Raw genomic sequence first — 25,881 nt, forward strand, 5'->3', positions numbered from 1 at the left:
TCTCGGTCCCATGCCCCCGGCCAAGAAGCGCCCGCGCGCCTACGACCACCTCAGGACCCGGACCGCGGTCCTCGCCCAGTTCGGCCATGTCCGCGACGCCGTCGGTGCGTTGACGCCCGAGCAGCTCGCCCGGCCGACCCGGCTCGGCGACTGGACGGTGCGCGAGCTCGCCGCACATGTGGCGATGGTCCTGGGCAGCGTCAGCCGGTCCCTGGCGCTTCCGGAGCCGCCGGGCCCCAAGCCCGGGCTCACCCTGCTGGAATGGCCGCCCGCCACCGCCGCGTACGCCGCCCGGATCGCCGAGGACGTCGAGGACCTGGCGTCCGGCCGTCCCGACCTCACCGCGCTCTACGAGGAGGTGGAGGCGGGATTCCTCGCGGACGTCCCGGCCACCGGTACGGGAGAGCGGCTGCTGCCCACCCGGGTCGGCGTGATGCGGCTGGCGGACTTCCTGGTGACCCGGACCGTCGAGCTGATCGTCCACACGGACGACCTGAACGCGGCGCTCGGGTCGGAGATCCCGTACGACCGGCAGGCTCTGGCCGCCTGCACCCGGCTGCTGGCGGACGCCCTCGCCGACCGGGCGCCCGGCGGTTCGGTCGAGGTGCGCGTCCCGCCGTTCGCGGTGGTCCAGTGCATCGGCGGCCCCAAGCACACCCGGGGCACCCCGCCCAACGTGGTGGAGACGGGCGCGCTGACCTGGGTCCGGCTCGCCACGGGACGTACGGAGTGGGCGCGGGCCCTGGCGGACGCCGAGGTCGGCGCGAGTGGCGAGCGCGCCGATCTCACCGCGTTGCTGCCCCTGATGGGCTGAGGGAGACAAGGCGACGGAACCGGATCTGGGGCCCGTCCCGTCCCATCGCCATGCACACACAACGTATGGCAGTCAGCGTCAGCGTCCTGGCCCTCCTCACCCTCGCCGCCTGCGGTACGGAGTCGGGATCCGGCTCCGGCGGCGACAGCGGCGACACCGCGCAGAGCGATGTGCCCGTCACCGGGGTGGCGTGGAGCGTCGATTCCGTGACCGTCGGCGGGAAGAAGACCGAGGCCCCGGAGGGCTCCCGGCTGGAGATCGACCCCAAGGGCCGGGCCAAGGCCGGCTTCGGGTGCAACCACATCAGCGCGGATGCCCAGGTCCAGGGCGACCGGATCACCTTCGGCAAGCCCGTCTCCACGCAGATGGCGTGCGAGGAGACCACCGAGAAGGCCGAGAAGGCCGCCCTCGCCGCGATGGACGGCGAACTCACCGCGAAGCTGTCCGGCAAGAAGCTCACCCTCACCGCCGAGGACGGCGACACCATGGCACTCAGCGAGGAAAAGGCGGCCGATCTGGTGGGCACCCGGTGGGCGGTGAACACCCTGCTCAGCGGAGAGACCGCGACCTCCGTGCCCGCCGACCTCCCGAAGGAGCGGGCACCCCACCTGACCTTCGGTGAGGACGGCACGGTGCACGGCAACTCCGGCTGCAACTCCTTCCACGGCAAGGCCGAGGTCGAGGGCTCCACGATCACCTTCGACCCGCCGGCCGGCACCCGGAAGATGTGCCCCGAGGCGCAGATGGAGGTGGAGCGCGCGGTCCTAGCGGCGCTGGACGGCCCGGCGACGTACACGATCAAGGGCTCCACGCTCACCGTCACGTCGGACGACGGCAAGGGCATCGGCGCGATGGCCACCCCCGCCGGGTCCGAGGGCGCCGAGGGCCGGAAGACCGAGGGCGCCGGGCAGCACGGCTGATCCCGTCCCCCGGTCCCGGTGTGAGGCTCACCACGGAACGAGCGTCCGGACGGCGGCCGCGGCCGACTCGGGGCAGGTTCACCGAGCGCCACGGCCGGACGGCCACCGCCCGGCTCCGGCCCCTGCCCCTTACCGGCCGGTAACCGGCCTCCCGGCCGGGCAGGGAGCGCCGCACCCGATCATCGGCCTCCGTGGGGCAGCGGCGACGGCCACGCACCGTGACCGGCCGAAGCCCCGCGAATCGCCCTGCCCGCACGGCGGGCGGACCCGTTCCCCGTGTTCCGCCCCGGCTTCGCCGACCCATCCCCAATTCGGACCAGTGGTCGATCTCGCCTACACTCGGTGTCGTGCCCCGTGGTGATGGACGACTCAACCACGACCTGCTCCCCGGAGAGAAAGGCCCCCAGGACGCTTGTGGCGTCTTCGGTGTCTGGGCTCCGGGTGAAGAGGTCGCTAAGCTCACCTATTTCGGACTGTATGCCCTGCAGCACCGCGGACAGGAATCCGCGGGCATCGCAGTGAGCAACGGGTCCCAGATCCTGGTCTTCAAGGACATGGGACTGGTCTCGCAGGTCTTCGACGAAACGTCTCTGGGTTCCCTCCAGGGCCATATCGCGGTCGGTCATGCCCGTTACTCCACCACCGGTGCCTCGGTGTGGGAGAACGCGCAGCCGACGTTCCGTGCCACCGCGCACGGCTCGATCGCCCTCGGCCACAACGGGAACCTGGTCAACACGGCCCAGCTCGCGGAGATGGTCGCCGACCTCCCTCGCAAGGACGGCCGCGCCACCCAGGTCGCCGCGACCAACGACACCGACCTGGTGACCGCGCTGCTCGCCGGGCAGCGCGACGAGGACGACAAGCCGCTGACCATCGAGGAAGCCGCCGCCAAGGTGCTCCCCGACGTCAAGGGCGCGTTCTCGCTCGTCTTCATGGACGAGCACACCCTCTACGCCGCCCGTGACCCGCAGGGCATCCGCCCGCTGGTGCTCGGCCGGCTGGAGCGCGGCTGGGTGGTCGCATCCGAGTCCGCCGCACTCGACATCTGCGGCGCCAGCTACGTACGGGAGATCGAGCCGGGCGAGCTCGTCGCCATCGACGAGAACGGCCTGCGCACCTCCCGCTTCGCAGAAGCGAAGCCCAAGGGCTGTGTCTTCGAGTACGTCTACCTGGCCCGTCCCGACACCGACATCGCCGGCCGGAACGTCTACCTCTCCCGGGTGGAGATGGGCCGCAAGCTGGCCGCCGAGGCTCCCGTCGAGGCGGATCTGGTCATAGCGACCCCGGAATCCGGCACCCCCGCCGCGATCGGGTACGCGGAGGCCAGCGGTATCCCGTTCGGCGCCGGACTGGTGAAGAACGCCTACGTCGGCCGGACCTTCATCCAGCCCTCGCAGACCATCCGCCAGCTCGGTATCCGGCTCAAGCTGAACCCGCTGAAGGAAGTCATCAAGGGCAAGCGCCTGGTGGTCGTGGACGACTCGATCGTGCGCGGCAACACACAGCGGGCCCTGGTCCGGATGCTCCGCGAGGCCGGGGCCGCCGAGATCCACATCCGAATCTCCTCGCCGCCGGTGAAGTGGCCCTGCTTCTTCGGGATCGACTTCGCCACCCGCGCCGAGCTGATCGCCAACGGCATGACCGTCGACGAGATCTGCACCTCGATGGGGGCCGATTCCCTCTCGTACATCTCGATCGACTCCATGATCGAGGCGACGACGATCGACAAGGCCAACCTGTGCCGCGCCTGCTTCGACGGTGAGTACCCGATGGAGCTCCCGGACCCGGAGCTGCTCGGCAAGCAGCTGCTGGAGACCGAGCTGGCGGCAGGACCCGCGGCCACCGCCGCGGCCGACGCGCTGCGCCGTCCGTGACCCGGACGCGCCGCCGCCCCTCCCACCAGCCCCGTATCTCCACACGAAAGATCCCAGGCCATGTCTGAGACAACAGGTGCTTCCTATGCGGCGGCAGGCGTCGACATCGAAGCCGGCGACCGTGCCGTCGAGCTGATGAAGGAGTGGGTGAGGAAGACCCAGCGCCCCGAGGTCGCGGGCCTCGGCGGGCTCGGCGGCTTCGCCGGCCTCTTCGACGCCTCGGCTCTGAAGCGCTACGAGCGTCCGCTGCTCGCCTCGGCCACCGACGGTGTCGGGACCAAGGTGGACCTGGCGCGTCGGATGGGCGTGTACGACACCATCGGCCACGACCTCGTCGGCATGGTCGTGGACGACCTCGTCGTCTGCGGTGCCGAGCCGCTGTTCATGACCGACTACATCTGTGTCGGCAAGGTGCACCCCGAGCGTGTCGCGGCGATCGTGAAGGGCATCGCCGAGGGCTGTGTCCTCGCGGGCTGCGCCCTGGTCGGCGGCGAGACCGCCGAGCACCCGGGCCTGCTCGGCCCGGACGACTTCGACGTCGCCGGCGCCGGTACGGGCGTGGTCGAGGCCGACCGGCTGCTCGGGCCGGACCGTATCCGCAAGGGTGACGCCGTCATCGCGATGGCGTCCTCCGGTCTTCACTCGAACGGGTACTCGCTCGTCCGCCACGTGGTCTTCGACCGGGCCGGCTGGACGCTGGACCGCGAGGTCGAGGAGTTCGGCCGGACGCTCGGCGAGGAGCTCCTGGAGCCCACCCGGATCTACTCGCTGGACTGCCTGGCGCTCACCCGCACGACCGAGGTGCACGGCTTCAGCCACGTCACCGGGGGCGGCCTGGCCAACAACCTGGCCCGGGTCATCCCGGACGGGCTGCACGCCACCGTGGACCGCTCCAGCTGGACGCCCGGCGCGGTCTTCGACCTCGTCGGCAAGGCCGGTCAGGTCGAGCGGCTGGAGCTGGAGAAGACGCTGAACATGGGCGTCGGCATGATCGCCATCGTCCCGGCCGACTCGGTGGACGCCGCGCTCACCACCCTGGCCGACCGCGGGGTCGACTCCTGGGTCGCCGGTGAGATCACCGACCGTGGCGACCACGCCACCGGCGCCGAGCTGACGGGCAGCTACGCACGCTAGGCCGTACGCCGGGTGCGCCGGGAGCTCGTCGGGCCCGGCGCACGACGAAGGCGCCGGAACCGGGCCGGGACACACAGAACCCGGCCCGGGGCAGGCCCGGACCGGGTTGATGTGTCAGCGCGAGGTCAAGCGCCGCGGCGCTGTGACGACGGACCGGACTGATCGTCCTGATCCTCGTCATCGTCCTGGTTGTAGCGATCCGCGTACTGTGCGTACGGGTCATCTTCCTCGTCGTCGTCATCGAACGGCTCAGCGTTCGGTGGCTGACTCGAAGGCGATGCGCCCAGCTCATTGGCCAGACGCGACAGGTCCGTCCCGCCGCTGCTGTACTTCAGCTGGCGGGCGACCTTGGTCTGCTTGGCCTTTGCCCGGCCGCGCCCCATGGCTCGACCCCCTCGGTGACGGGGCTCGACGGCCCCAGAGTCTTGACACGCGTTCATGTTTCAGGACGGACTCTCGACAGAGAGACTGCGCCCGTAGGGCTTTAACGGTACCTGCTTCCGTGGCCATACGGTACGCCGCCCGCGTCTTGCGCCCCGGTGCAGGGCCAGTGGGGAGCCCCGTCCCCGCTGGTCAACTGCGATTTTAACCTCTTCCGGGCGGGCGACCCGCCGACCGGCGTGAGTCTTGTCTCCTGCCGGACCTCCACCGGTCCCCGCAGGCCTCCCGCCGGCCGGCGGGAGGTCCGCGTGCGCGTCAGTGACCGCGTGCCTCCGCCATCCGCTGCTCGGCGATCCGGTCGGCCGCCGCGGCCGGCGGAATACCATCGGCCTTCGCACGTGCGAATATTTCCAGCGTGGTGTCGAAGATCTTCGTGGCCTTCGCCTTGCACCGGTCGAAGTCGAACCCGTGCAGCTCGTCGGCGACCTGGATCACGCCACCGGCGTTGACCACGTAGTCGGGGGCGTAGAGAACCGACCGGTCGGCCAGGTCCTTCTCGACGCCCGGGTGGGCCAGCTGGTTGTTGGCCGCGCCGCAGACCACCTTCGCGGTGAGCACCGGCACGGTCGCGTCGTTCAGGGCGCCGCCCAGCGCGCAGGGCGCGTAGATGTCGAGCCCCTCGGTGCGGATCAGCGCCTCGGTGTCGGCCACCACGGTGACCTCGGGGTGCAGATCGGTGATGCGGCGCACCGACTCCTCGCGGACGTCGGTGATCACGACCTCGGCCCCGTCCGAGAGCAGGTGCTCGACGAGGTGGTGGCCCACCTTGCCGACCCCGGCGACGCCGACCTTGCGGCCGCGCAGCGTCGGGTCGCCCCACAGGTGCTGGGCCGAGGCCCGCATGCCCTGGAAGACACCGAAGGCGGTCAGGACGGAGGAGTCGCCGGCGCCGCCGTTCTCGGGGGAGCGGCCGGTGGTCCAGCGGCACTCCCGGGCGACGACGTCCATGTCGGCGACGTAGGTGCCGACATCGCAGGCGGTGACGTAACGGCCGCCGAGCGAGGCGACGAACCGGCCGTAGGCCAGGAGCAGTTCGTCCGTCTTGATCTTCTCGGGGTCACCGATGATGACGGCCTTGCCGCCGCCGTGGTCGAGCCCGGCCAGGGCGTTCTTGTACGACATCCCGCGCGACAGGGCCAGCGCGTCGGCGACGGCCTCGGCCTCGGAGGCGTACGGGTAGAAGCGGGTGCCGCCGAGGCCGGGGCCCAGGGCGGTGGAGTGGAGGGCGATGACGGCCTTGAGGCCGGTGGCACGGTCCTGGCAGATCACGACTTGCTCGTGGCCCCCCTGTTCCGAGTGGAACAGGGTGTGCAGTACATCGACAGGCACGCCGGTCACATCGGTCACTGTGGTGACTCCCAAATAACGAAGCGGCGGAAGCCCTCCTAGGGGTGGGGAGGACCCCGGACCGACCGGCACGGCCGGTCCGATGGGCAAGAGCGTAAGTCCTCCGGCGGCGCGGATCTGCCCCCGTGCCGAGGATCACCCCTCAGGGGGTGTCTCGGGCTGTGCGGGCCTGGCACGATGCGCGCATGTCGGTGGTGTCTTCAGTGCTCGTCCCTTACACGTCGTACCTCCGGGTGTACGAGCCGCTCGCTGCCTTCGCGGAGCCCGAGCGCAGTCACTGGGCCCGTTACGCCGAGCGTCCGGTGCTGCCCACCGCCCAGGACGAACTGCGCCGCTCACTGGCCGACCTGGTGCCGACCCCGCCGGTCGGCGTGCCCGTGCACGAGAGCGGTGACGCGTTCGTGGCGGAGCTGGACGGGGTGGTGTGCGTCTGCCCGTGGCGGACCCGGCTGCGGGGGTGGCTCGCCCTGGAGGAGCTGGAGGGCCCGGGAGAGCAGGGGGGAATGTTTCCGGCCAACGTGCTGGACGCCCTGCTGCCCGCGGTGGTGCGGGGGCAGGCGCGTGCGGACCACGAGCGCTGGCGGCGGCGCAACCCGGACGCGCGACCGTGGATCCGGAGCACGGTGTGGCAGGTCCCGGTGCGCTGGTTCGTCCTCTTCCACGACGAGGAGCGGGAGTACGCGGCGGCCGACGGCGAGGGCGGGGAGCCGGTGCTGCGCTACCGGACGCCGATGGTGGAGGCCCGGCGCCGGCTCGCCCGGGGGCTGCGGACGCTGCGCGGACACGCCGGCGAGGGCCCGCTCACCGAGGGGCTGGTGGACGTGGGGCGCTGGCTGGAGGAGTTCCATCCGCGCTCGCTCGTGGAGCTCGACTACGGAGGGCTGGTGCACGCGCTCTCCGCCGGGCAGCTCGCCGGGGACCGGTCGGCCGCGGATGTGGCCGAGGGGCTCGCCGCGCTGGGGACGGGCGACAGCGAGGGCGCCGGTGAGGCGTACGCGCGGCTCGCGGAGCGGTGGCGGGCGGTCCGGGACCGCCAGTTCACCAACTGACCGGCCCGTCCGCCGCCGCCCTCACCAATTGACGTGAAAAGACCCACAGCGGCATCAACGTGATGGAACCGGGGCATCCTTCATCCAGGACGGACCGGAAGACCGAGCGGGTGGGAAGGAGGCGGAGCGAGAGCCCGGCGAGGGAGCCGGCCGGAGCGCCTGGACAGAGGCCGTGAAAGGGAACTGACGGGCCGTGAACCTGCGTCCCGTGTGGCACGTGTGGTGGGTGAGGCGGCAGAGTACGTCTTCTGTCCCAGGACCTACGTCCCGAACCGGGCCTTTGCCTCAAGCGTGATGGACAGCACTAACGGGGCCCTTGCGCCCATCCCTGCTCCTCGTGCCAAAATAGGACAAGGAGTCCGGGGAGGGCTCCTTCCGTCCAAGTAAGGGCGGAATGCTCAGCATTGCACGCTATGGGGGGTCTGATGACTCCTGATCGCTCTGTGACTGATCGTCACTGTGGTGTGACTGTCCGCTATGGCATGGTCCATCGGCTTCCGTCGCTGATGAACACCTGGGAGGGCAATTCCATCGGTTTGGCCGACGCGGCTGGACGGATGGTGTAGTTGTAGTGCCGAGGACAAGCCGTTCGTCCTATAACCGACTCGGCCCGCGTCCGCCATTTCGGGCAACGCGGGTCAAGGTGCAGAATTTAGAGGAAAGAACCGAGAAGGTTCGGTTCTCCCGAGGAGGCCGCTCATGACCGCTCGCACCCCTGATGCCGAGCCGCTGCTGACCCCGGCTGAGGTTGCCACGATGTTCCGCGTGGACCCGAAGACGGTCACCCGTTGGGCCAAGGCTGGCAAGCTCACGTCCATCCGCACGCTCGGTGGACACCGCCGGTACCGCGAGGCTGAGGTCCGCGCACTGCTTGCGGGTATTCCGCAGCAGCGCAGCGAGGCCTGACACACCCCTGCCTCGCGGCACGACAGCAGCACAGCATCACAACCGGGCAGCTGCCAGGTCCCCCAACCTCCGGCCGCCCCTGCATATAGCTCCACTCGACGGACGCCTGCCCCAACGGGCGTCACACCTGTGTCTGGGTGCGTCGTCTTGATCGCGCTGGACTCCGCCGGGTCCAGCGCGATCTTTTTGTGCCCCGGAGCCCTGGCACCTCTCGTGCCCCCGCGCGCCTCTCGCACACCCTCTGAGGGCCCCCGGAACGGGTGACCGATAACCGGGTGGTCGGTCGGCTTCCGCGCCCCCCACGGTCCGTCCGGTGCCCCGTCCTGCCGTCCGTCCCGGCGCCCTTCGTGGGTCTGTGGGCGGGTCTGTGCGGGAGTGTGGGTGAGCGTCCCGGACTCGGCGGGACAGCCCCGGACGGAACGGCCCGGTCGGACGGTCGACCCGGTGCAATTGCACATATTAAATTCGCCAGTTGTAGGAGAGGCGTAAAGTGCCCCGGTCTGAAAACTCTTTCAGTGACACCCGTCACACTGCCTGATACTTGCCAACTACGAGCCTGCCACTGGCCGGAGGCGAAAGCATCCGGCCGATGGTCATGGAGAGGCGGGTCTTTCGTCCCCGTCCCCGTCCTCGTCCCCGTCCGGCGGCACGGCGGCGCTCTCCCCGGCCGCCGGTTCGGCGGCGCTCTCCCTGTCCGGCGGCACAGCGGCGCTTTCCCCGGCCGCCGGGCTCCCGGCGCGACCGGAGGGCTCCTGCGGCTCGTACGGGGGCTCCGGCGCCGGCCCGGGCTCCCGTACCTCCCTGTCGCCGTCCCCGGGCTCCATGGCCAGGCGCAGCAACCGGTGGCAGACCGGGCAGTGCCGGGTGAGGTGTCCGTAGCCGTAGGCGGCCGCCAGATGGGCACGGAGCAGTGCGCGGGTCTCGTGTCGTGCTGTGGACGCGGACATACGAGCCACCTCCCGGTGGGCCCGGCCGCCCCTCGCCGAGGGAAACAGGGCAGCCTCGTCTCTACGGGGTACCCGCGGTGAAAGAGGCCGTCAAGACGCGAGAAAGCCCGGATCGAAACGATCCGGGCTTTCCCTACTGCGGTCCTGACGGGATTTGAACCCGCGGCCTCCACCTTGACAGGGTGGCGAGCACTCCAAACTGCTCCACAGGACCAGGTTTTCGCTGCTTGCCTTGCGGCTGGCTGCGAAACCAGACTGTACAGGAGGTGGGAGGTCCAGGTCGACTTCACTCCCGGTGGTGACACCGTCACCGCCCTCGCGGGCCCGGTGTCAGGGGGCGAGGGCGTCGATCGCCTTCACGATCCGCTTGTCCGAGACGGGGAACGCGGTGCCCAGGGCGTGCGCGAAGTAGCTGACCCGCAGCTCCTCGATCATCCAGCGGACGTCCAGCACCTCCTGCCCCACCGGCCGTCCCCGCGGGAGCTGTTCGAGCAGCCACGCGTACTCGTCCTGCATCTCGTGGACCTTCGCCATCCGTGTGGTGTCCCGCTGGACGGCCGTCGGCATCTGCTGGAGCCGCCGGTCGGCCGCGACGAGGTACCGCATCAGGTCCGGCAGCCGGCGCAGCCCCGTCGCCGTAACGAAACCGGGCGGTACGAGACGGGCCAGCTGCTCCCGTACGTCGGTGACGTTGGCGACCAGCGTCAGGCTGTCGGTCGACTTCAGCCGGCGCTCGCAGGCCTGCCAGGCGGCCAGGATCTGCTGCACCTGGTCGATCGTGCGGACGGTGAGGTCCACCAGATCGGCGCGCACCTTGTCGTACAGCGTCCGGAACGCCTTCTCGTCCCACGCCGGGCCCCCGTGCGCGGCGATCAGCCGGTCGGCGGCGGCGGTGGCGCAGTCCTCGAAGAGGGCCTGGACCGAGCCGTGCGGATTGCGGGACAGGGCCAGCTTCTGCTGGTTGGTGAGCCGGTCGGAGGCGAACTTCGCCGGGTTCACCGGGATGTTCAGCATGATCAGCCGCCGGGTGCCGCGCCACATCGCCTGCTGCTGCTCGGCCTCGGTGTCGAAGAGGCGTACGGCCACGGTCTCGCCCTGGTCCACCAGCGCCGGATACGCCTTCACCGGCTGCCCGGCCCGACGCGTCTCGAAGACCTTGTTCAGCGCGCCGATCGTCCAGTCGGTGAGGCCCGAGCGCTCGATGGACTCGCCGGACGGTCCCGCGGTCGCCGCGGCGGCCTGGGAGAGCGCCTGGCGGGCCTTCGGGCGCAGCTGGAGCTTCAGCGCCTCCAGGTCCTTGTCCTCGGCGACCTTGCGGCGCCGCTCGTCGACGATCCGGAACGTGATCTTCAGGTGGTCCGGAACGCGGGAGAGGTCGAAGTCGTCGGCCGTGACCGGGACGCCGACCATGCGCTGGAGCTCCCGGGCCAGGGTGAACGGCAGCGGCTCCTGGAGCGGGACGGCCCGGTCCAGGAACTTGTCCGCGTAGTTCGGCGCGGGGACGTAGTGCCGGCGGATCGGCTTGGGCAGCGAGCGGATCAGCTCGGTGACGACCTCCTCGCGCAGCCCCGGGATCTGCCAGTCGAAGCCCTCGGACGTGACCTGGTTGAGCACCTGGAGCGGGATGTGGACGGTCACCCCGTCCGCGTCGGCACCGGGCTCGAACTGGTAGGTCACCTTGAACTTGAGCTTCCCCTGCCGCCAGGAGTCCGGATAGTCGTCCTTGGTGACGGCCCCGGCCTTCTCGTTGATCAGCATGGAGCGCTCGAAGTCGAGCGCGTCCGGCTCCTCGCGCTTCTTGTGCTTCCACCACGAGTCGAAGTGCGCCCCGGAGACGATGTGCTCCGGAATCCGCTGGTCGTAGAAGTCGAAGAGCGTCTCGTCGTCCACGAGGATGTCGCGGCGCCGGGCCCGGTGCTCCAACTCCTCGACCTCGCCGAGCAGTTTGCGGTTGTCGTGGAAGAACTGGTGGTGGGTGCGCCAGTCACCCTCGACCAGGGCGTTGCGGATGAACAGGTCCCGCGATGCCTCCTGGTCGATGCGGCCGAAATTGATCTTGCGCTGGGCGATGATCGGCACCCCGTAGAGCGTGACCCGCTCGTACGCCATCACCGCGGCCTGGTCCTTCTCCCAGTGCGGCTCGCTGTAGGTGCGCTTCAGCAGATGCTGGGCGAGCGGCTCGATCCACTCGGGCTCGACCCTGGCGTTGACCCGCGCCCAGAGCCGCGAGGTCTCCACCAGCTCCGCCGACATCACGAACCGTGGCTGCTTCTTGAACAGCGCCGAACCGGGGAAGACCGCGAACTTGGCGCTGCGCGCGCCCAGGTACTCGTTCTTCTCGGTGTCCTTCAGCCCGATGTGCGACAGCAGCCCGGCCAGCAGCGAGACGTGCACCGCCTGCTCGGGAATGGACGCGTCGTCCTTGGGCTCCTCGACGGCGATGCCCATCTGCTTGGCCACCGTACGCAGCTGCGCGTAGATGTCCTGCCATTCGCGGATGCGCAGGAAGTTCAGGTACTCCTGCTTGCACATCCGGCGGAACGAGGACGAGCCACGCTCCTTCTGCTGCTCGCGGACGTAACGCCACAGGTTCAGGTACGCCAGGAAGTCGGAGGTCTCGTCCTTGAACCGGGCGTGCTGCTGGTCGGCCTGTGTCTGCTTCTCCGAGGGCCGCTCACGCGGGTCCTGGATGGAGAGCGCGGCGGCGATGACCATGACCTCGCGGGCGCAGCCGTTCTTGTCGGCCTCGATGACCATGCGGGCCAGCCGCGGGTCGACGGGCAGCTGGGAGAGCTTGCGGCCGAGCGGGGTGAGCCGCTGCCCCCTCTTCCCCTCCTGGGGGGACTTCTCCCCCTGCTCCAGCGCCCCCAGCTCCTGGAGCAGCTGTACACCGTCGCGGATGTTGCGGTGGTCCGGCGGGTCGATGAAGGGGAACTTCTCGATGTCGCCGAGACCGGCGGCGGTCATCTGGAGGATCACGGAGGCCAGGTTGGTCCGCAGGATCTCCGGGTCGGTGAACTCCGGCCGGGTGACGAAGTCGTCCTCGGAGTACAGCCGGATGCAGATGCCGTCCGACGTACGGCCGCAGCGGCCCTTGCGCTGGTTGGCGCTGGCCTGGGAGATCCGCTCGATGGGCAGCCGCTGGACCTTGGTGCGGTGGCTGTAGCGGGAGATACGGGCGTTGCCCGGATCGATCACGTACTTGATGCCCGGGACGGTCAGCGAGGTCTCGGCGACGTTCGTCGCCAGGACGATGCGGCGTCCCGTGTGGCGCTGGAACACGCGGTGCTGCTCGGCGTGCGAGAGGCGCGCGTACAGCGGGAGCACCTCGGTGTGTCTGAGGTTGCGCTTGTTCAGCGCGTCCGCCGTGTCCCGGATCTCGCGCTCGCCGGAGAGGAAGACCAGGACGTCACCGGGGGCTTCGTGGCCCAGCTCGTCGACGGCGTCGCAGATCGCGGTGATCTGGTCCCGGTCGGAGTCCTCGCTGTCCTCTTCGAGCAGCGGGCGGTAGCGGACCTCCACTGGGTACGTCCGTCCGCTGACCTCCACGATCGGCGCCTCGCCGAAGTGGCGCGCGAACCGCTCCGGGTCGATGGTCGCCGAGGTGATGACGACCTTCAGGTCCGGGCGCCTGGGCAGCAGCCGGGCCAGATAGCCGAGCAGGAAGTCGATGTTCAGCGACCGCTCGTGGGCCTCGTCGATGATGATGGTGTCGTACGCCAGCAGCTCGCGGTCCGTCTGGATCTCGGCGAGCAGGATGCCGTCCGTCATCAGCTTCAGATAGGTCGACTCCGGGTTCACCTGGTCGGTGAAGCGGACCTTCCAGCCGACGGTCTCGCCGAGCGGCGTCCTCAGCTCGTCCGCGACCCGCTCCGCGACCGTGCGGGCGGCGATCCGGCGGGGCTGGGTGTGCCCGATCATGCCCCGGACGCCACGCCCCAGCTCCATACAGATCTTGGGGATCTGCGTGGTCTTCCCGGACCCGGTCTCCCCGGCGACGATCACGACCTGGTGGTCGCGTATCGCCTCCAGGATCTCGTCCTTCTTCTGGCTGACCGGCAGCTCTTCCGGGTACGACAGGGCCGGCAGCCGGGCCGCGCGGGCGGCGAGCCGGCCGGCCGCCTTGCCCGCCTCGGCGGCGATCTCGTCCAACACGGACTGGCGGGCCTCGGGCTTGCGGATGCGGCGCGCTCCTTCGAGGCGCCGGCCGAGCCGGTTCGCGTCACGGAGCGAGAGCTGCCCGAGCTGGGACTGGAGATCGGCGAAGGAAGTAGACATACGGGTCCCAGGATCTCACCCGGGCCCAAGGAGTGGCGACCTCATTTCGCGCGGGCTGCGTCACGCGGTGGGGCGCGCGCGAGCGGTGACCGAGGTGGCGCGGGTGGTCACGGCACGTACCATTTCGGGCAGTCGAACGCTCAGCCCCTGGTGAGAAAGGCCCGGCCCGTGTCCCGTACGCAGTGGTGCTGCCTGACGGCCCTGCTCGGGGTCGTCATCGGGCTGCTGTGCGGGCCGGTGGGTGCGGCTTCCGTCTCCGCCGCCGCGCCGGAGACGCTGGCGGTCCCCGCCGCCCCTACGCCGGAGACGGAGGCGCTGTCCGTCAAGGTCTCCGCGCTTGCCAGGCCGGAGACGGTGGCGCTCGCCGTCAAGGTCCCCGCGCTTGCCAGGCCGGAGACGGAGGCGCTGTCCGTCAAGGTCCCCGCGCTTGCCAGGCCGGAGACGGAGGCGCTGTCCGTCAAGGTCCCCGCGCTTGCCAGGCCGGAGACGGAGGCGCTCGCCGTCAAGGTGCCCGCGCTTGCCACGCCGAAGAGGATGGCGTTCAGCGTCGCGGTCCCCGCCGGGGGTGCCGTCACCGTCGTCGACGCCGCCGAGACGGACCCCGGCGTTCCGGGCTGCGGCAGGCCCGGCGACCACGACGGTGAGCCCGCCGTCCCGACCCGGGCCCGCGCCGCGTACGACCAGGCCCCCGGCCTCGCCCCCTGGGGGCTGCCTGCCGCGACGGGCGCCCCGGAGACCGCGCCGCCGCCGGGGATACGGGTCCGGGCCCCGGTCCCCGCCACGCCGACCCCCGTCGAGCTCTCCGTGCTGCGGGTGTAGGCCGGGCCACCCGCCCCCGCCCGCACCCCCCTCATCCCTCCCGCACCACCAGCACGGAGTGCCGCATGTCCACGACCGAGAAGACCCAGCCCTCCTCCCGTAAGCCCCTCGCCTACGGCGCCGTGATCGTCGTCGCCGCAGGCCTCCTCGGCTTCGCCTCCTACCGGGCCACCGCCCCCGACGACTCCCCCCGGGACACGTCCGCCCCGGCCGCCGAGGTCTCCGCCGACCCGCAGGAGGGCATCTACCCCGAGCTGGCGAAGCTGGCTCGCCGCGACGTCGGCGACAAGCTGGCGGTCGGCCGCGCCGACGCCCCCGTCGTCCTGATCGAGTACGCCGACTTCAAGTGCGGCTACTGCGGCAAGTTCGCCCGGGACACCGAGCCCGAACTGATCAAGGAGTACGTGGCGGACGGGACCCTGCGCATCGAGTGGCGCAACTTCCCGATCTTCGGCGAGGAGTCCGAGAACGCCGCACGCGGTGCCTGGGCCGCCGGACAGCAGGGCCGCTTCTGGGAGTTCCACCGGGCCGCCTACGCCGAAGGGGCGAAGGAGAAGGGGTTCGCCAAGGACCGGGTCAAGGCCCTCGCGCAGGAGGCCGGGGTCAAGGACCTGGCCCGGTTCATGAAGGACCTGGACGGCTCGGACGCCCGCGCCGCCGTCGCGAAGGACCAGGAGCAGGCGTACGGGATCGGCGCCACGTCCACCCCGTCGTTCCTGGTCAACGGCCGCCCGATCGCGGGGGCGCAGCCCAAGGAGACGTTCACCCGGGCCATCGAGGCGGCCGCCGGACAGGCGAGGAGCACCGGCAAGGCAGGTACCACCGGGGACGCCGCCGAGTGACGGCGGACATCGGCTACTTCGCGGCCCTCCTCGGCGGGCTGCTCGCCCTGGTCAGCCCGTGCAGCGCGCTACTGCTCCCGGCGTTCTTCGCGTACTCCATCGACTCCGCCTCGCGCCTGCTCGCCCGTACCGGCATCTTCTACGCCGGGCTCGCCACCACCCTCGTCCCGCTCGGCGCCGCAGGTTCGTACGCGGGCCGGCTCTTCTACGGCCACCGCGACGCGCTGGTCACGGGGGCGGGCTGGCTGATCATCGTGCTCGGCGCCGCGCAGATCGTCGGCCTCGGCTTCGCCTCCCGGCGCATCGCCGCGCTCAGCGGCCGCATCCGCCCCACCACGGCGTTCTCCGTCTACGCCCTGGGCGCGGTCTACGGCCTCGCGGGCTTCTGCGCGGGCCCGATCCTCGGCAGCGTCCTCACCGTGGCCGCGGTCAGCGGCAGCCCGGTCTACGGGGGTCTGCTGCTGGCGGTCTACGCGCTGGGCATGGCGGTCCCGCTGTTCGTGCTGGCGCTGCTCTGGGAGCGGTTCGACCTCGGCCGCCGTACCTGGCTGCGGGGCAGGACCGTCCGGCTCGGCCGGTTCGAGCTGCACACCACATCGCTGCTCTCCGGCCTGTTCTTCATCGGCCTCGGCGCCCTCTTCCTCGTCTACGACGGGACGACCGCCCTGCCCGGACTGCTGGGGGTCGACGCCTCGTTCGCGGTCGAGCAGTGGGCGCAGAGGCTGGGTGAACGGGTGTCGGACGCGGTGCTGCTGGGGGCCGTGGTGCTGATGGTGCTGCTGGCTCTGGGCGTACGGGCCTGGCGGCGACGCGAGCCGGAGGTGAAGGAGGGCAAGGGGGTGTGAACACGGCGAAGGCCCCGTCCACCGGACGGGGCCTTCGAGAGGTGGCTGGGGCCGGGATCGAACCGGCGACCTATCGCTTTTCAGGCGATCGCTCGTACCAACTGAGCTACCCAGCCACGCAGCCGCTGGGGCTGCAGCGGTCCTGACGGGATTTGAACCTGCGGCCTCCACCTTGACAGGGTGGCGAGCACTCCAAACTGCTCCACAGGACCAAGCAATGTGCGAAACAAGTCTCGCACACGGTAAAACGTGCCCCCAACGGGATTCGAACCCGAAATCGTTACCTCGCTGAGCTGCGGAGATGTGCGAGAGCCCGGAAATTGCACCCTTCTGCATCCCTCTGAGCCCAGCTCGATCCTGCTCGACCCTGACCCTGTGCTGACATGTCAGCACAGGGTCAGGGTGACGTTGTGACTGCAAATCGTAGGTCGCCGCGGTGCCCTCCGGCGCCTCTGATTCTCGCCCTGTCGACCGTGATCCTCTTGCCGGAGCCATGCGCTACGACCGGGCGGCAACCGACGCTGCCCGCTATGAGCGGCTCGGCCGGGCTATTGAGCTGACCTGACAGTCGAGATCGTCCTGAGCCAGAGGTCTCGGTACGCGTTGTGGAAGAGGCGCAGGACGATCAAGAAGGCCACGGCGCGCTCAGGAGCCGGGCTGCGGGGCTGACAGCCACTCGCGCGCAGTCTGTGACGTTGCCCTCAGCTCTGGGTGCTCCTGCACGATCTGTCGCTGCCGCTCAGCCGGCAGCCTGAGCTCGTGCAGCACATTGAGGATCACGACCGCCGTGGTCACCCTAACGACGGCGATCAGTTCCTCGAACGAGTGATTCGGCGTCCTGCCCTCGTGCGCGAGGTCGTTGCGCGCCCGCGTCGTCCGCGTAGCCCAATGGCCAATGTCCGGCATGAGGAGCGCGATCGCTTCGTGATCGGGTCGCTCGGCGAGCGCGTGGAGCCGGTCTCGGAGCGTCGGGTCGTTACGGATCACACCCCGGAACCGGTCGCGATGCTCTTCTGGCACCTGCGCGAGCATCGCCTCGCGCATCTTTTTGAATTCCGCTCTGGGAAACGGCTTCTCATCGATGCGCAGGCCGCGGTGCAGCACCTCGGCAGCACCCACCGTCGTCAGGAGGTTGTTCTCGACGAAGCTGGCCGGCGCGTAGCGCAGGCCCAGGATCATGTTGGTCGCCGCCTTCAGCCGGCCGTGCGCCTCGCACCAGCGGGGCACGACCTCCTCGAACGGAAGCGACGCACAGGTGAAGAACGCGCGGTTTGGGTCGGCGGCCTTGGCATCATGTTGGCCGAGCGCGGCGGGTGAGTAGAGCACGTCCGCATGGTGACGCGGCGCAAGGCGACCGTTCGTCCCGGTCACTTGCAGCCGGAGCCAGATCACGCCAGCTGCACGGTTCATCGCGAGGGCGATCAAGTCCTGTACGAGGCTCGCCGTCGCCCGCGCTGCGCTCACGGAGAACGGAGCTGCCGGGACAGCTCGCACGAACGTCGCGTCCCGCATACGCCCCACGGTCCCGCCCCTGCGCTCGTCGAAGAACGGCAGAGTATGGCGGTGCTCAAGGCGGAACTCGGTCTCATCAACCACGACCGACTGCGCCTCGACCGGCTCCACGGAGATACTCCCGGTCCCGTCGATCTTGCCGTCTGGAGCGCCGAGGAAGCCTCTGAACACGGACGACGACGCCCAGAGCCCGAGGTCCTCTACCGAGACCTCGGCCGCGGAGAATGCAGCGTCCTCCTCGCCGCTGACATGCGCGCCGATGATCGCGATCATCGCCGCCACGGTCTGCTTGTCCGGGCTCTTCACTCGCGCGAACAGGGTCCGCTTCCCGCCCTTGGGGACGCAGCCGACGAGGGTAATCTCGCGCTGCTCGGCGGCGCCATGGATGACGTCCCACGTCCTGGCGCCCTCGTGGTACACGGTTACCCCAGGAGCAGGATGCGAGGTGATGCGATCCTCGAAAGCGCCGATCAACGAGAGCGAGAGGCCCCCCTCGGGGGCATACCGGAGCACTCCCGGGACCTGCTCGTCAGGGGCATCGGGCAGCCACCACAGGCCAGCCCACTCGCCGGCCTCGTCGAGGTTCAGAGGATCGTTTGTCATCGTTTTCTCCCGCGGGGACGACTTCTTACCTGAGCTGGTCGCCCCTCCACGCCGGAACTTCACCGTGTCGCCGTTACTTGTGGCATGGGCCGCTCGCGTAGCCCATAAGTGCTGTGGCCCTGTGATCGACGGGACCACGGGAGCTCAGTGTCGTTCGAAGATGCCTGAAGATGTGACCTCTGCCTAGGCGTAAGGTCCGAGGAACCGTTCGCCGTTGAGGTGGATCATGTGCGTTGGGTCCGACGCGCACCACGCTTCGGTCTCCCACGCGAGATCGGCGAGAAACTTGCGCATCGTCGGCCGATCAGGGAAACAGGACACGTAGACCAGGCCGGCCGTCGATCCGGCGAACAGCGCCTGGAGCTCACCATGACGCTTGGCATCGACAGGTCCATGCGTCGAGGCGGCTTCCATCAGGAAAAGCCAGTTCTTCTCCTCCTGGTAGACAACGAGGTCAGGCAGCTTGCCATGCGTGTCGACCGAGACGCCGAGCGATGCGAGCTTCTGCTCGTCGAAGTGCATGAGCTTCTCGTCGGCGTCACCGATGTAGAGCACCTTGCCGCCGGGCACGAAATACCCGCAGAAGTCGTTGATCATCTGCTTGATCAGAACGTTCTGACCACCGCCTCCGAGCGAGAGTTCCTTTCCGCCGGGGAGCGTCACGGGGATGCGGGTCAGGGTGCGTGCGGCCTGATACATCGACAGCAGGCCCGGAGCCGCGGCGAGATACTCCTGGACCGCGTCGGCGAACGCGGGCGTGCCGTGGAGTCTGATGGCCTCGAGTGCCTTGGGGTTGAGGCGGTAGTTGTTGGCGCTTGAGTTCGTCGGGCGGCCGGGGTTGTCATCGTTGTAGATGACGAATCCGGCATCGCGGAACTGGTGCAGCGTCTGTCGCCGGTAGGTCTCGCGCGTGTTCTCGGCGATCTCGTGCCCGAGCTGGTCGCGAATCCAGTCGAGAATTGCGCGGACACCGAGCATCTTGTTCGTTGCATCGGCCCACGAGGAGTCTTCCTTCAGCTGAGCAAGGGCCAGCAGTGCGCGTCCGCTGCGGTCGTTGGAGCGTCCCTTGTCAAAGCCGAAGGCCTTGAGGATTTCTTTGGCCTCGTCGAGCCGTGTCATGCCTTTACCTCCGTCGGCGCGAGAACGGCTTCCACCGCAGCGTCGATCTCCAGCTGGTCGCGCGAGGTTACCGCCGCTAGTTCCCGCAGCTGGTCGAGCGAGGGGAAGCGCATCTGTCGCAGATCGGTCGCATTCACCTGCGTGTGGCCGGAGAAGACGCGGAAGTAGCTGTCGAGTTGTGTCGAGTTCAGGAAGACTGACAGACCATCGGCGACTTCGGCTGCCAGGCCGTGGCCGTCTTGGTGGATGTAGTTGAGCTTGTTGTCGAAGGCGACCTCGCCCTCCGACCGCCAGACAGCGCTCACGACGCGTCGGCGCTCCTCCTTGGCAGAGAAGCGCTTGATCAGTACGTAGTCTCCGCCAGGCACTAGCAGCTTGGCCGCGTCGGCTGGCTCGGCGTGGAACCATTCCGGCTTCTTTGCGCCGATGGGGTGCTGCGTGACCCCACCACGGATGTGCGTGGCATTGATCATGGGCACTGCACCGCGGATGTGCTCGTGGTGCAGCATCTCGCGGGAGCGGAAGTCGACTACCCGGCCGGTCGAGACCGTCAGTCCGAGATCGGCCAACGTGTGGCGGGCGTGGGTGCTCATCCACGCGACGGCCTGCGCGTCGCGCTCGGTCGCAGGAACATGAATGAAGTCGGGGGTCACGATGTCCCCGTAGGCGACCATACGAGAGGACGGCGTGCTGTTGTGATCGTGCGAGGTATGGACGACGACGTTGTCCGGGGTGCGGCCGCGTGTCGCCGAGACCACGATGGATTCCTGGAGCACGCCGGTATCCCCGAAGACCTTTGAGCGGCTCTCGAAGGTATGGATCGCGTCGATGCCTGCCGCGCCCACGAACCTCCTGCGGAACGCCGCGTAGTAGGGGCCGTTCATCCAGGAGCGAGGGGTGATGGCGACTTGCTGGCCACCGTCGACGAGCAACTGCAAGCCAAGGTCAAGGAATGCCGCGTAGATGTTCGGCACGATGATCTTCGCGCTGCGCAGAAGGTTCTGGGACTCGCTCCCGGTGCGGAGCTTCGCGTAGGGCGGGTTCTGGATGACCAGGTCGAAGCGCTCGTCGGTGGTTAGCGCCCAGCCCAGGAAGTCTGCGGCGACGAGCTCCGTGGTAACGCCTTCGACCGTCTCGAGGTCGTCCAGAGTTTCTACCAGTGCAGGGTGGAGGGCGGCGTCGTTCTCGACAGCGACGATGTGGACGGGCAGGCCAGGGCGATCAACGCGGAGCCGATCGACGAGAGCTGCTGACAGGATCCCGCTGCCGGCCCCAGGGTCGAGCACTCTCATGCTCTCGAGCTCGACGACGTGCGGCAGCCCAGCGATGATCTGAGCCGCGAGGTGCGGTGTGAAGTACTGGCCGCGCTGCGCCTGCTCTTCGACATCGAGTCCGGCCAAGGCAGTCCTGCGGCGCTTTTCGGCCCGCTTGAGGAGCTCCACGCTCATACGACGACATCCTGTCTCTCGGATGTGTCAATCATGCCGGAGGGCTCTGACAGCTCAGCACGCTGACGCTTCCCGTGGCACTGCTGTACGGAAGCCGCCGTTGCGGGCTATAGCTGATCTTCGGAACGTAACCAGAGCCCGGGGCGAAGATCAGCAGCGAGGTGCCGCCCTTCCCTGGCTGAGTTCGCGAAGATTGCGCGGAGGCGCTGTGTGCGCTGACCTCCTGGCCGAGGGCACTGCCTGGTAGCCACGGCCGTCCTCGTGTCCGGTACCAGTCGTCAGACCGCCTTCTCAGAGCAGACCACTCGTGCCCCGGCCCACCGCCACCCTGCTTTGGTCTGGCAGGGCGGCATGTGCCGCAATTGAAGTAGCACGGGTTCTGCGCGGGAGAAGGAAGTCTCGGCAGCCCGGAACCGCGGCGGCCAGGTGCTGACACGTCAGCACCGTGTCAGCACGTGAAGCCCGATTGCGGCCAGGGGCGGCCTTTGCTCGGGCAGGCAACGAGATCGTCCCGGGCAGCATGCTGCCCGGGACGATCTCGGGAGGTGGCTGGGGCCGGGATCGAACCGGCGACCTATCGCTTTTCAGGCGATCGCTCGTACCAACTGAGCTACCCAGCCACGCAGCCGCTGGGGCTGCAGCGGTCCTGACGGGATTTGAACCCGCGGCCTCCACCTTGACAGGGTGGCGAGCACTCCAAACTGCTCCACAGGACCAAGCAATGTGCGAAACAAGTCTCGCACACGGTAAAACGTGCCCCCAACGGGATTCGAACCCGTGCTACCGCCTTGAAAGGGCGGCGTCCTGGGCCACTAGACGATGAGGGCTATTGGCCCGCCTGTTCGCTTTGCAGCGCGTCGGGGACGTGAGAAGCATATGGGATGGGTGGAGCTATCGCCAAAACGGTTTACGGCGTGGGCGTCGGCCGCGTCGGAGAGCCGGTCGGGGAGGGCTTCGAGGACGGGGTGGGGGCCGGGGAGGAGGGGGTGTCCTTCTTCAGGTTCTCCTCCGGAAGATGGCGGCTGACCTCGGCGGTCGTCAGCCCGAGACCGCCCAGCGTGATCTCGTCCCAGGCCTGGAGCCGACGGGTCGAGCGGTCCAGGTAGAGCACCGAGGCGCGCACCTTCTCCGGCTTGTCGTTCTGCACCGCGCGCAGCCCGCCACCGCCCGTGGAGCCCTCGACCTTCAGCCGCGTACCGCCCTTGAGCTGTTCGTTGATCCGCTTGTGGAGGTGGCCCGCGAGGACCAGCGGAACCGTGCCTTCGGTCTGCCGGGCGGTGTTCGGGTCATGGGCGACCGCGATGTCGACCGGGGTGCCGGCCTGTTCCTGGTCACGGAGGGCGGATGCCAGGCGCGCCCCCTCCAGCTGGGCGGCCGCCTTGCCGCCGACCGGCTTGGAGCGGTCCGGGGTGAACTGGGCGTCGCCGGTGCCGGCGATCCGCAGCCCGGCCACGTTCACGGCCCGGCCGTCGTCCAGGACGCGGACGTTGCCGAACTTCTCCAGGTACTCCTGCGTGACCATCGAGTCGTGGTTGCCGCGCACCCAGACGTACGGCGCCCCGAGGTCGCGGATCGGGTCCAGGAAGCCGTTCTCGGCGGCGGAGCCGTGGTCCATCGTGTCGCCGGAGTCGATGATCACGTCGATCTCGTACTGCTCGACGAGCGAGGCGATGATGTGCCAGGCCGCCGGGTTCAGGTGGATGTCGGAGACGTGCAGGGCGCGGATGGTCCCGGGGTCCGGCTGGTAGACGGGAAGCGTGGAGGTCGCGTCGTACAGCCGGGTGACGTTGGTGACCAGGCGGGCCAGTTCCTGCTGGTAGATGTCGAACTCGGTGACGATCGAGCGGGCGTCACCGACCAGGGACGGTGCGCTGGAGAGCAGCCCGGAGAACTTGGGCTCCAGGACGGACTTCGGGTTCCAGGTGGCGTACGCGCTGACGCCCGAGGCGGCCAGCAGGGTCAGGGCCAGACCGCCGGCGGCCAGGGCGCGGCGCGGGCGGCGGTAGACGACGAGGCCGAGCACGGTGGCCCCGGAGATCACGGCGACGCAGGAGCGCACGGCCAGCTCCTTGGTACCGGCGGCGACGTCCCGGGTGACCTCGTCCTGGAGGCCGGAGAACCGTTCCGGCTGGTCCACCAGGGCCTGCGAGCGCACGGGGTCGAGGCGGTCCACGTCCACGTCCAGGCGGAGCGGGGCGATGTGCGAGTCCAGCTCCAGCGCGCCGAGCGGGGACACGTTGATCCTGCTGCCGCCGGTGAGGGACGGGCGCAGGGTCATGTTGGTGTCCATGGGGCCGACCGGCGTACGGATGGACCCCACGGCCAGCAGCCCGAGCCAGGCCCCGAGGACGACGACGGCGAGCATGCCGAGGGCGCGTACGTACGGCTTGGGGGCGGTGCCCGTCAGGTCGCCGGGGACGGGTTGTGCGCCGGAGCGCGTGCGGGTGCTGGAGCGCGTGCGGGTGCCGGGGCGTTCACCGGAGCCGGAGTCCGTACGGAGTCCCTGGTCGACGGGACCACCGGCGGTGTTGCGGGTCGGGGACTTCGGGCGGATGAGCTGGGTGAGGCGGTGCCGGACGCGGTCGGCTGCGGCACGGAACGGGGCGCGGACCATTGGGCCCGTATGCCCCGGTACGGCCCCGGCCATGCGGTGTGTCGGCCGCGGGGGTGGATCAAGGGCGGCTGCCATCTGCCCGCCGCGGGCCCCGGTACGTGACAATGGCGGGGTGCTGGAGATGACGCGGGAGCAGTTCGAAGAGCTGGTGAGCCAGGCTCTGGACCGGATTCCGCCGGAGCTGATGCGGCTGATGGACAACGTGGCGGTCTTCGTCGAGGACGAACCGGAGCCCGGCGACCCCGACCTGCTCGGGCTCTACGAGGGCACCCCGCTCACCGAGCGCGGGGAGTGGTACGCCGGGGTGCTGCCGGACCGGATCACCATCTACCGCGGCCCGACCCTGCGGATGTGCGAGTCCCACGAGGACGTCGTGGCCGAGACCGAGATCACCGTGGTCCACGAGATCGCTCACCACTTCGGCATCGACGACGAGCGGCTGCACGCCCTGGGCTACGGGTGAGCGACGCGGCGCCGGCTCTCCCGCCGCCCGGACCGCCGCCCGGAGCGCCCGCCGCCCCGCAGGCGCGAGTGCTGGGCGCGGTCGCCGCGGGCGGTGCGCTCGGCGCTCTCGCGCGGTACGGGGCCCTGGTGCTCCGGCCCGCCGCCGAAGGCGGCTTCCCGTGGACGGTGTTCGCCGTCAACGTGAGCGGGTGCGCCCTGATCGGCGTCCTGATGGTGCTGACCGCCGAGCGGGGCCGGGTGACCCACCCGCTGGTCCGGCCCTTCCTCGGGGTCGGTGTGCTCGGCGGGTTCACGACCTTCTCGACGTACGCGGCCGACGTCTCGGGCCTGCTGGTGCGTCAGGAGCTCGCGGTGGCGGTCGCGTACCTGGCGGCGACGGCCGTGGCGGCGCTGGCCGCCGTATGGGCCGGGGCGGTGGCGACGCGGCGGCTGCTGAGCCGGGACGCGCGGTCCCTGGAGCGGGGGCGGGGCGCGTGAACTGGCTGCTGGTGGTGGTCGGCGGGGCGGTCGGCGCGCCGCTGCGCTATCTGACGGACCGGGCGGTGCAGGCGCACCAGGGGGCGGGCGTCGCGTACGTCTTCCCCTGGGGCACGTTCACGGCCAACGCGGCGGGCAGCCTGGTGCTCGGGGTGCTGACGGGGGCGGCGGTCTCCGCGCCGGCGTACGCCCTGCTGGCGACGGGGCTGTGCGGGGCGCTGACGACGTACTCGACGTTCTCGTACGAGACCCTGCGCCTGGCCGAGACGGGCCGGGCCTTCCTGGCCGCGGCCAACCTGGTGGCGTCGCTGCTGGTGGGGCTGGGGGCGGTGTTCCTCGGGGCGGAGCTGGCGGGCGGGTTCGGGGCGTAGGGCGAGGGGCTCGCGGTCCGGTCCGGCGCGCGCCGGGGGGCGGGGCTCGCCGGGCGGGTTCGGGGACGGGTGACACGGCCCGGTGGGGGCGGACGGTGTTTCGGGCGTGTCTCCTGCGGGGTCCGGGGAGTTGGGCACAGCACGACACCACCGCGTACGGCGTGCTCCGTGCCGTACGGCCCGCTACACCGCGTACGGCGTGCTCCGTGCCGTACGGCTCGCTCCGCCCCCGCTTCTCCGTCTCCCGCTCGCCCCGCCCCGGAGGTGCCACCCGTGCGCCAGTTGTCCGTCCCTGCCCGTTGGGCAGCCGTCACCGCGCTGACGATCGCCGCGTCCACCGGCTGTATGAGCGTCGGCGACGACGCCGCCGGGCCGAGGCCCTCACGCTCCGCCGACCCGAAGGGCCAGGCCGTCCAGCCGAACGGGGAGACGGTGCCCGGAACCGGTGAGGCCGGACACCGGGGCGACGACGCCCACCCCCACTCGGACGCCGACCGGAAGAAGAAGTCGGGGAAGAAGCCGAGGCCGGGCGCGTCCGGCGCTGTGCCGTCGGTCACACCCAAGGGCCCGCGCCCCGTCCCCGGCGCCCCGCAGCCCTCGCGCCCCGGCCACCCGCCTGCCCCCACGCCCTCCACGCCGGGCCCGGGGGAGCCGCCGCCGGTCGTCCCGGAGCCGCCCGCCCCGCCGCCCACCCCCGCCCCGGACCCGGAACCCGAGCCGGAACCCACCCAGCCGCCCGAGCCGCCCCCCTCCGCGTCGCCCGCCGCGCAGCTGCGGACGCAGTCGATGGGCGGTGCCGATGAGGCGCGCCCGTGGCGGACTCCGGAGGCATCACCGCAGGTGAGGCCGGTATAGCGGGGTGCCAGGAGGGGCCGGGTTGCGCGATGTGGGTGAGAGTGCGTATGGTAGTAGATCGTTTGATCCCATTGCCCGGCGCCGACACAGAAGAGCGCCGTGTGGCGCGTACTCTCCCTTGCCGTGGCTGGACCGCATTGAGGCGGTCGAAATTGCGAATCACGGAGTTACGGGCGCGTGCCGAGACTCCGGAAGGTTTCG

General features: G+C 70.0%; 21 protein-coding genes and 6 tRNA genes. 13 read left to right on the top strand and 14 right to left on the bottom strand.

Annotated elements, in window-relative coordinates:
• The first annotated feature begins 10 nt into the window (after positions 1–10).
• The 4 genes from ACIQAK_RS12650 (at position 11) to purM (ending at position 4,742) form a co-directional block, all read left to right on the top strand.
• Positions 11–814, top strand: coding sequence for a sterol carrier family protein (locus ACIQAK_RS12650; RefSeq protein WP_366392212.1), 804 nt, complete (start codon positions 11–13; stop codon positions 812–814).
• A 50-nt stretch (positions 815–864) separates the two neighbouring features.
• On the top strand, positions 865–1,734 hold the full coding sequence (locus ACIQAK_RS12655) for an META domain-containing protein (RefSeq protein ID WP_366392213.1): 870 nt from the start codon (positions 865–867) through the stop codon (positions 1,732–1,734).
• A 347-nt stretch (positions 1,735–2,081) separates the two neighbouring features.
• The gene (purF, locus tag ACIQAK_RS12660) at positions 2,082–3,608 is read left to right on the top strand and encodes an amidophosphoribosyltransferase (RefSeq protein ID WP_366392214.1); all 1,527 of its coding nucleotides are present in this window, start codon (positions 2,082–2,084) and stop codon (positions 3,606–3,608) included.
• Positions 3,609–3,668: 60 nt separating this feature from the next.
• A complete protein-coding gene (gene purM, locus ACIQAK_RS12665; protein WP_366392215.1) occupies positions 3,669–4,742 on the top strand; it encodes a phosphoribosylformylglycinamidine cyclo-ligase in 1,074 nt (357 codons plus the stop codon).
• A 125-nt stretch (positions 4,743–4,867) separates the two neighbouring features.
• Here purM and ACIQAK_RS12670 read toward each other — a convergent pair whose 3' ends face one another.
• On the bottom strand, positions 4,868–5,125 hold the full coding sequence (locus tag ACIQAK_RS12670; protein WP_366392216.1) for a DUF3073 domain-containing protein: 258 nt from the start codon (positions 5,123–5,125) through the stop codon (positions 4,868–4,870).
• Positions 5,126–5,438: 313 nt separating this feature from the next.
• Positions 5,439–6,530: a Glu/Leu/Phe/Val dehydrogenase dimerization domain-containing protein gene (locus tag ACIQAK_RS12675; RefSeq protein WP_366392217.1), complete on the bottom strand. Its 1,092-nt coding sequence runs from the start codon at positions 6,528–6,530 to the stop codon at positions 5,439–5,441.
• A gap of 185 nt (positions 6,531–6,715) precedes the next feature.
• On the opposite strand from ACIQAK_RS12675, the gene ACIQAK_RS12680 reads away from it, so the two are divergent.
• A complete protein-coding gene (locus ACIQAK_RS12680) occupies positions 6,716–7,579 on the top strand; it encodes a hypothetical protein (protein ID WP_366392218.1) in 864 nt (287 codons plus the stop codon).
• A 699-nt stretch (positions 7,580–8,278) separates the two neighbouring features.
• Entirely contained in the window at positions 8,279–8,485 is a 207-nt protein-coding gene (gene bldC / locus ACIQAK_RS12685; protein WP_003949541.1) for a developmental transcriptional regulator BldC, read from the top strand.
• A 593-nt stretch (positions 8,486–9,078) separates the two neighbouring features.
• On the opposite strand, the gene ACIQAK_RS12690 is transcribed toward bldC, so the two are convergent.
• The 3 genes from ACIQAK_RS12690 to hrpA all read right to left on the bottom strand — a co-directional run bounded on the left by ACIQAK_RS12690 (position 9,079) and on the right by hrpA (position 13,710).
• Entirely contained in the window at positions 9,079–9,432 is a 354-nt protein-coding gene (locus ACIQAK_RS12690) for a DUF6274 family protein (RefSeq protein ID WP_366392219.1), read from the bottom strand.
• 139 nt (positions 9,433–9,571) lie between these two features.
• Positions 9,572–9,646: transfer RNA gene (locus ACIQAK_RS12695), tRNA-Asp, on the bottom strand.
• 116 nt (positions 9,647–9,762) lie between these two features.
• Positions 9,763–13,710, bottom strand: coding sequence for an ATP-dependent RNA helicase HrpA (hrpA, locus tag ACIQAK_RS12700; protein ID WP_366392220.1), 3,948 nt, complete (start codon positions 13,708–13,710; stop codon positions 9,763–9,765).
• Between the two features lie 168 nt (positions 13,711–13,878).
• Between hrpA and ACIQAK_RS12705 the strand changes: the two genes are divergently transcribed.
• The 3 genes from ACIQAK_RS12705 (at position 13,879) to ACIQAK_RS12715 (ending at position 16,216) form a co-directional block, all read left to right on the top strand.
• Positions 13,879–14,529, top strand: a complete 651-nt coding sequence (locus ACIQAK_RS12705) for a hypothetical protein (protein ID WP_366392221.1) — start codon at positions 13,879–13,881, stop codon at positions 14,527–14,529.
• Positions 14,530–14,594: 65 nt separating this feature from the next.
• Entirely contained in the window at positions 14,595–15,371 is a 777-nt protein-coding gene (locus ACIQAK_RS12710; protein ID WP_366392222.1) for a DsbA family protein, read from the top strand.
• The gene (locus ACIQAK_RS12715) at positions 15,368–16,216 is read left to right on the top strand and encodes a cytochrome c biogenesis CcdA family protein (protein WP_366392223.1); all 849 of its coding nucleotides are present in this window, start codon (positions 15,368–15,370) and stop codon (positions 16,214–16,216) included. Before ACIQAK_RS12710 ends, ACIQAK_RS12715 begins: the two co-directional genes overlap by 4 nt.
• A gap of 42 nt (positions 16,217–16,258) precedes the next feature.
• On the opposite strand, the gene ACIQAK_RS12720 is transcribed toward ACIQAK_RS12715, so the two are convergent.
• The 9 genes from ACIQAK_RS12720 to ACIQAK_RS12760 all read right to left on the bottom strand — a co-directional run bounded on the left by ACIQAK_RS12720 (position 16,259) and on the right by ACIQAK_RS12760 (position 23,512).
• A tRNA-Phe gene (locus ACIQAK_RS12720) sits at positions 16,259–16,332 on the bottom strand.
• Positions 16,333–16,353: 21 nt separating this feature from the next.
• Positions 16,354–16,428 (bottom strand) — tRNA-Asp (locus ACIQAK_RS12725).
• A 433-nt stretch (positions 16,429–16,861) separates the two neighbouring features.
• Positions 16,862–18,331: a HEPN domain-containing protein gene (locus ACIQAK_RS12730; protein ID WP_366392224.1), complete on the bottom strand. Its 1,470-nt coding sequence runs from the start codon at positions 18,329–18,331 to the stop codon at positions 16,862–16,864.
• 183 nt (positions 18,332–18,514) lie between these two features.
• The gene (locus ACIQAK_RS12735) at positions 18,515–19,450 is read right to left on the bottom strand and encodes a BsuBI/PstI family type II restriction endonuclease (RefSeq protein WP_366392225.1); all 936 of its coding nucleotides are present in this window, start codon (positions 19,448–19,450) and stop codon (positions 18,515–18,517) included.
• Positions 19,447–20,898 (bottom strand): class I SAM-dependent methyltransferase, encoded by a 1,452-nt coding sequence (locus ACIQAK_RS12740; RefSeq protein WP_366392226.1) that lies wholly within the window; start codon positions 20,896–20,898, stop codon positions 19,447–19,449. The genes ACIQAK_RS12735 and ACIQAK_RS12740 overlap by 4 nt, the downstream gene beginning before the upstream one ends.
• A gap of 546 nt (positions 20,899–21,444) precedes the next feature.
• A tRNA-Phe gene (locus tag ACIQAK_RS12745) sits at positions 21,445–21,518 on the bottom strand.
• 21 nt (positions 21,519–21,539) lie between these two features.
• Positions 21,540–21,614, bottom strand: a tRNA-Asp gene (locus ACIQAK_RS12750).
• A 38-nt stretch (positions 21,615–21,652) separates the two neighbouring features.
• Positions 21,653–21,725 (bottom strand) — tRNA-Glu (locus tag ACIQAK_RS12755).
• Between the two features lie 80 nt (positions 21,726–21,805).
• Positions 21,806–23,512 (bottom strand): metallophosphoesterase, encoded by a 1,707-nt coding sequence (locus tag ACIQAK_RS12760; RefSeq protein ID WP_366392227.1) that lies wholly within the window; start codon positions 23,510–23,512, stop codon positions 21,806–21,808.
• A gap of 112 nt (positions 23,513–23,624) precedes the next feature.
• On the opposite strand from ACIQAK_RS12760, the gene ACIQAK_RS12765 reads away from it, so the two are divergent.
• The 4 genes from ACIQAK_RS12765 (at position 23,625) to ACIQAK_RS12780 (ending at position 25,680) form a co-directional block, all read left to right on the top strand.
• Entirely contained in the window at positions 23,625–23,975 is a 351-nt protein-coding gene (locus ACIQAK_RS12765) for a metallopeptidase family protein (RefSeq protein ID WP_366392228.1), read from the top strand.
• Positions 23,972–24,454, top strand: coding sequence for a CrcB family protein (locus ACIQAK_RS12770; RefSeq protein ID WP_366392229.1), 483 nt, complete (start codon positions 23,972–23,974; stop codon positions 24,452–24,454). Before ACIQAK_RS12765 ends, ACIQAK_RS12770 begins: the two co-directional genes overlap by 4 nt.
• Entirely contained in the window at positions 24,451–24,825 is a 375-nt protein-coding gene (locus ACIQAK_RS12775) for a CrcB family protein (RefSeq protein ID WP_366392230.1), read from the top strand. The genes ACIQAK_RS12770 and ACIQAK_RS12775 overlap by 4 nt, the downstream gene beginning before the upstream one ends.
• Positions 24,826–25,098: 273 nt before the next feature.
• Positions 25,099–25,680 (top strand): hypothetical protein, encoded by a 582-nt coding sequence (locus tag ACIQAK_RS12780; protein ID WP_366392231.1) that lies wholly within the window; start codon positions 25,099–25,101, stop codon positions 25,678–25,680.
• The last annotated feature ends 201 nt before the right edge of the window (positions 25,681–25,881 follow it).

Origin of the sequence: Streptomyces sp. NPDC088706 (assembly GCF_044752765.1) — a bacterium.
Lineage (GTDB): Bacteria > Actinomycetota > Actinomycetes > Streptomycetales > Streptomycetaceae > Streptomyces.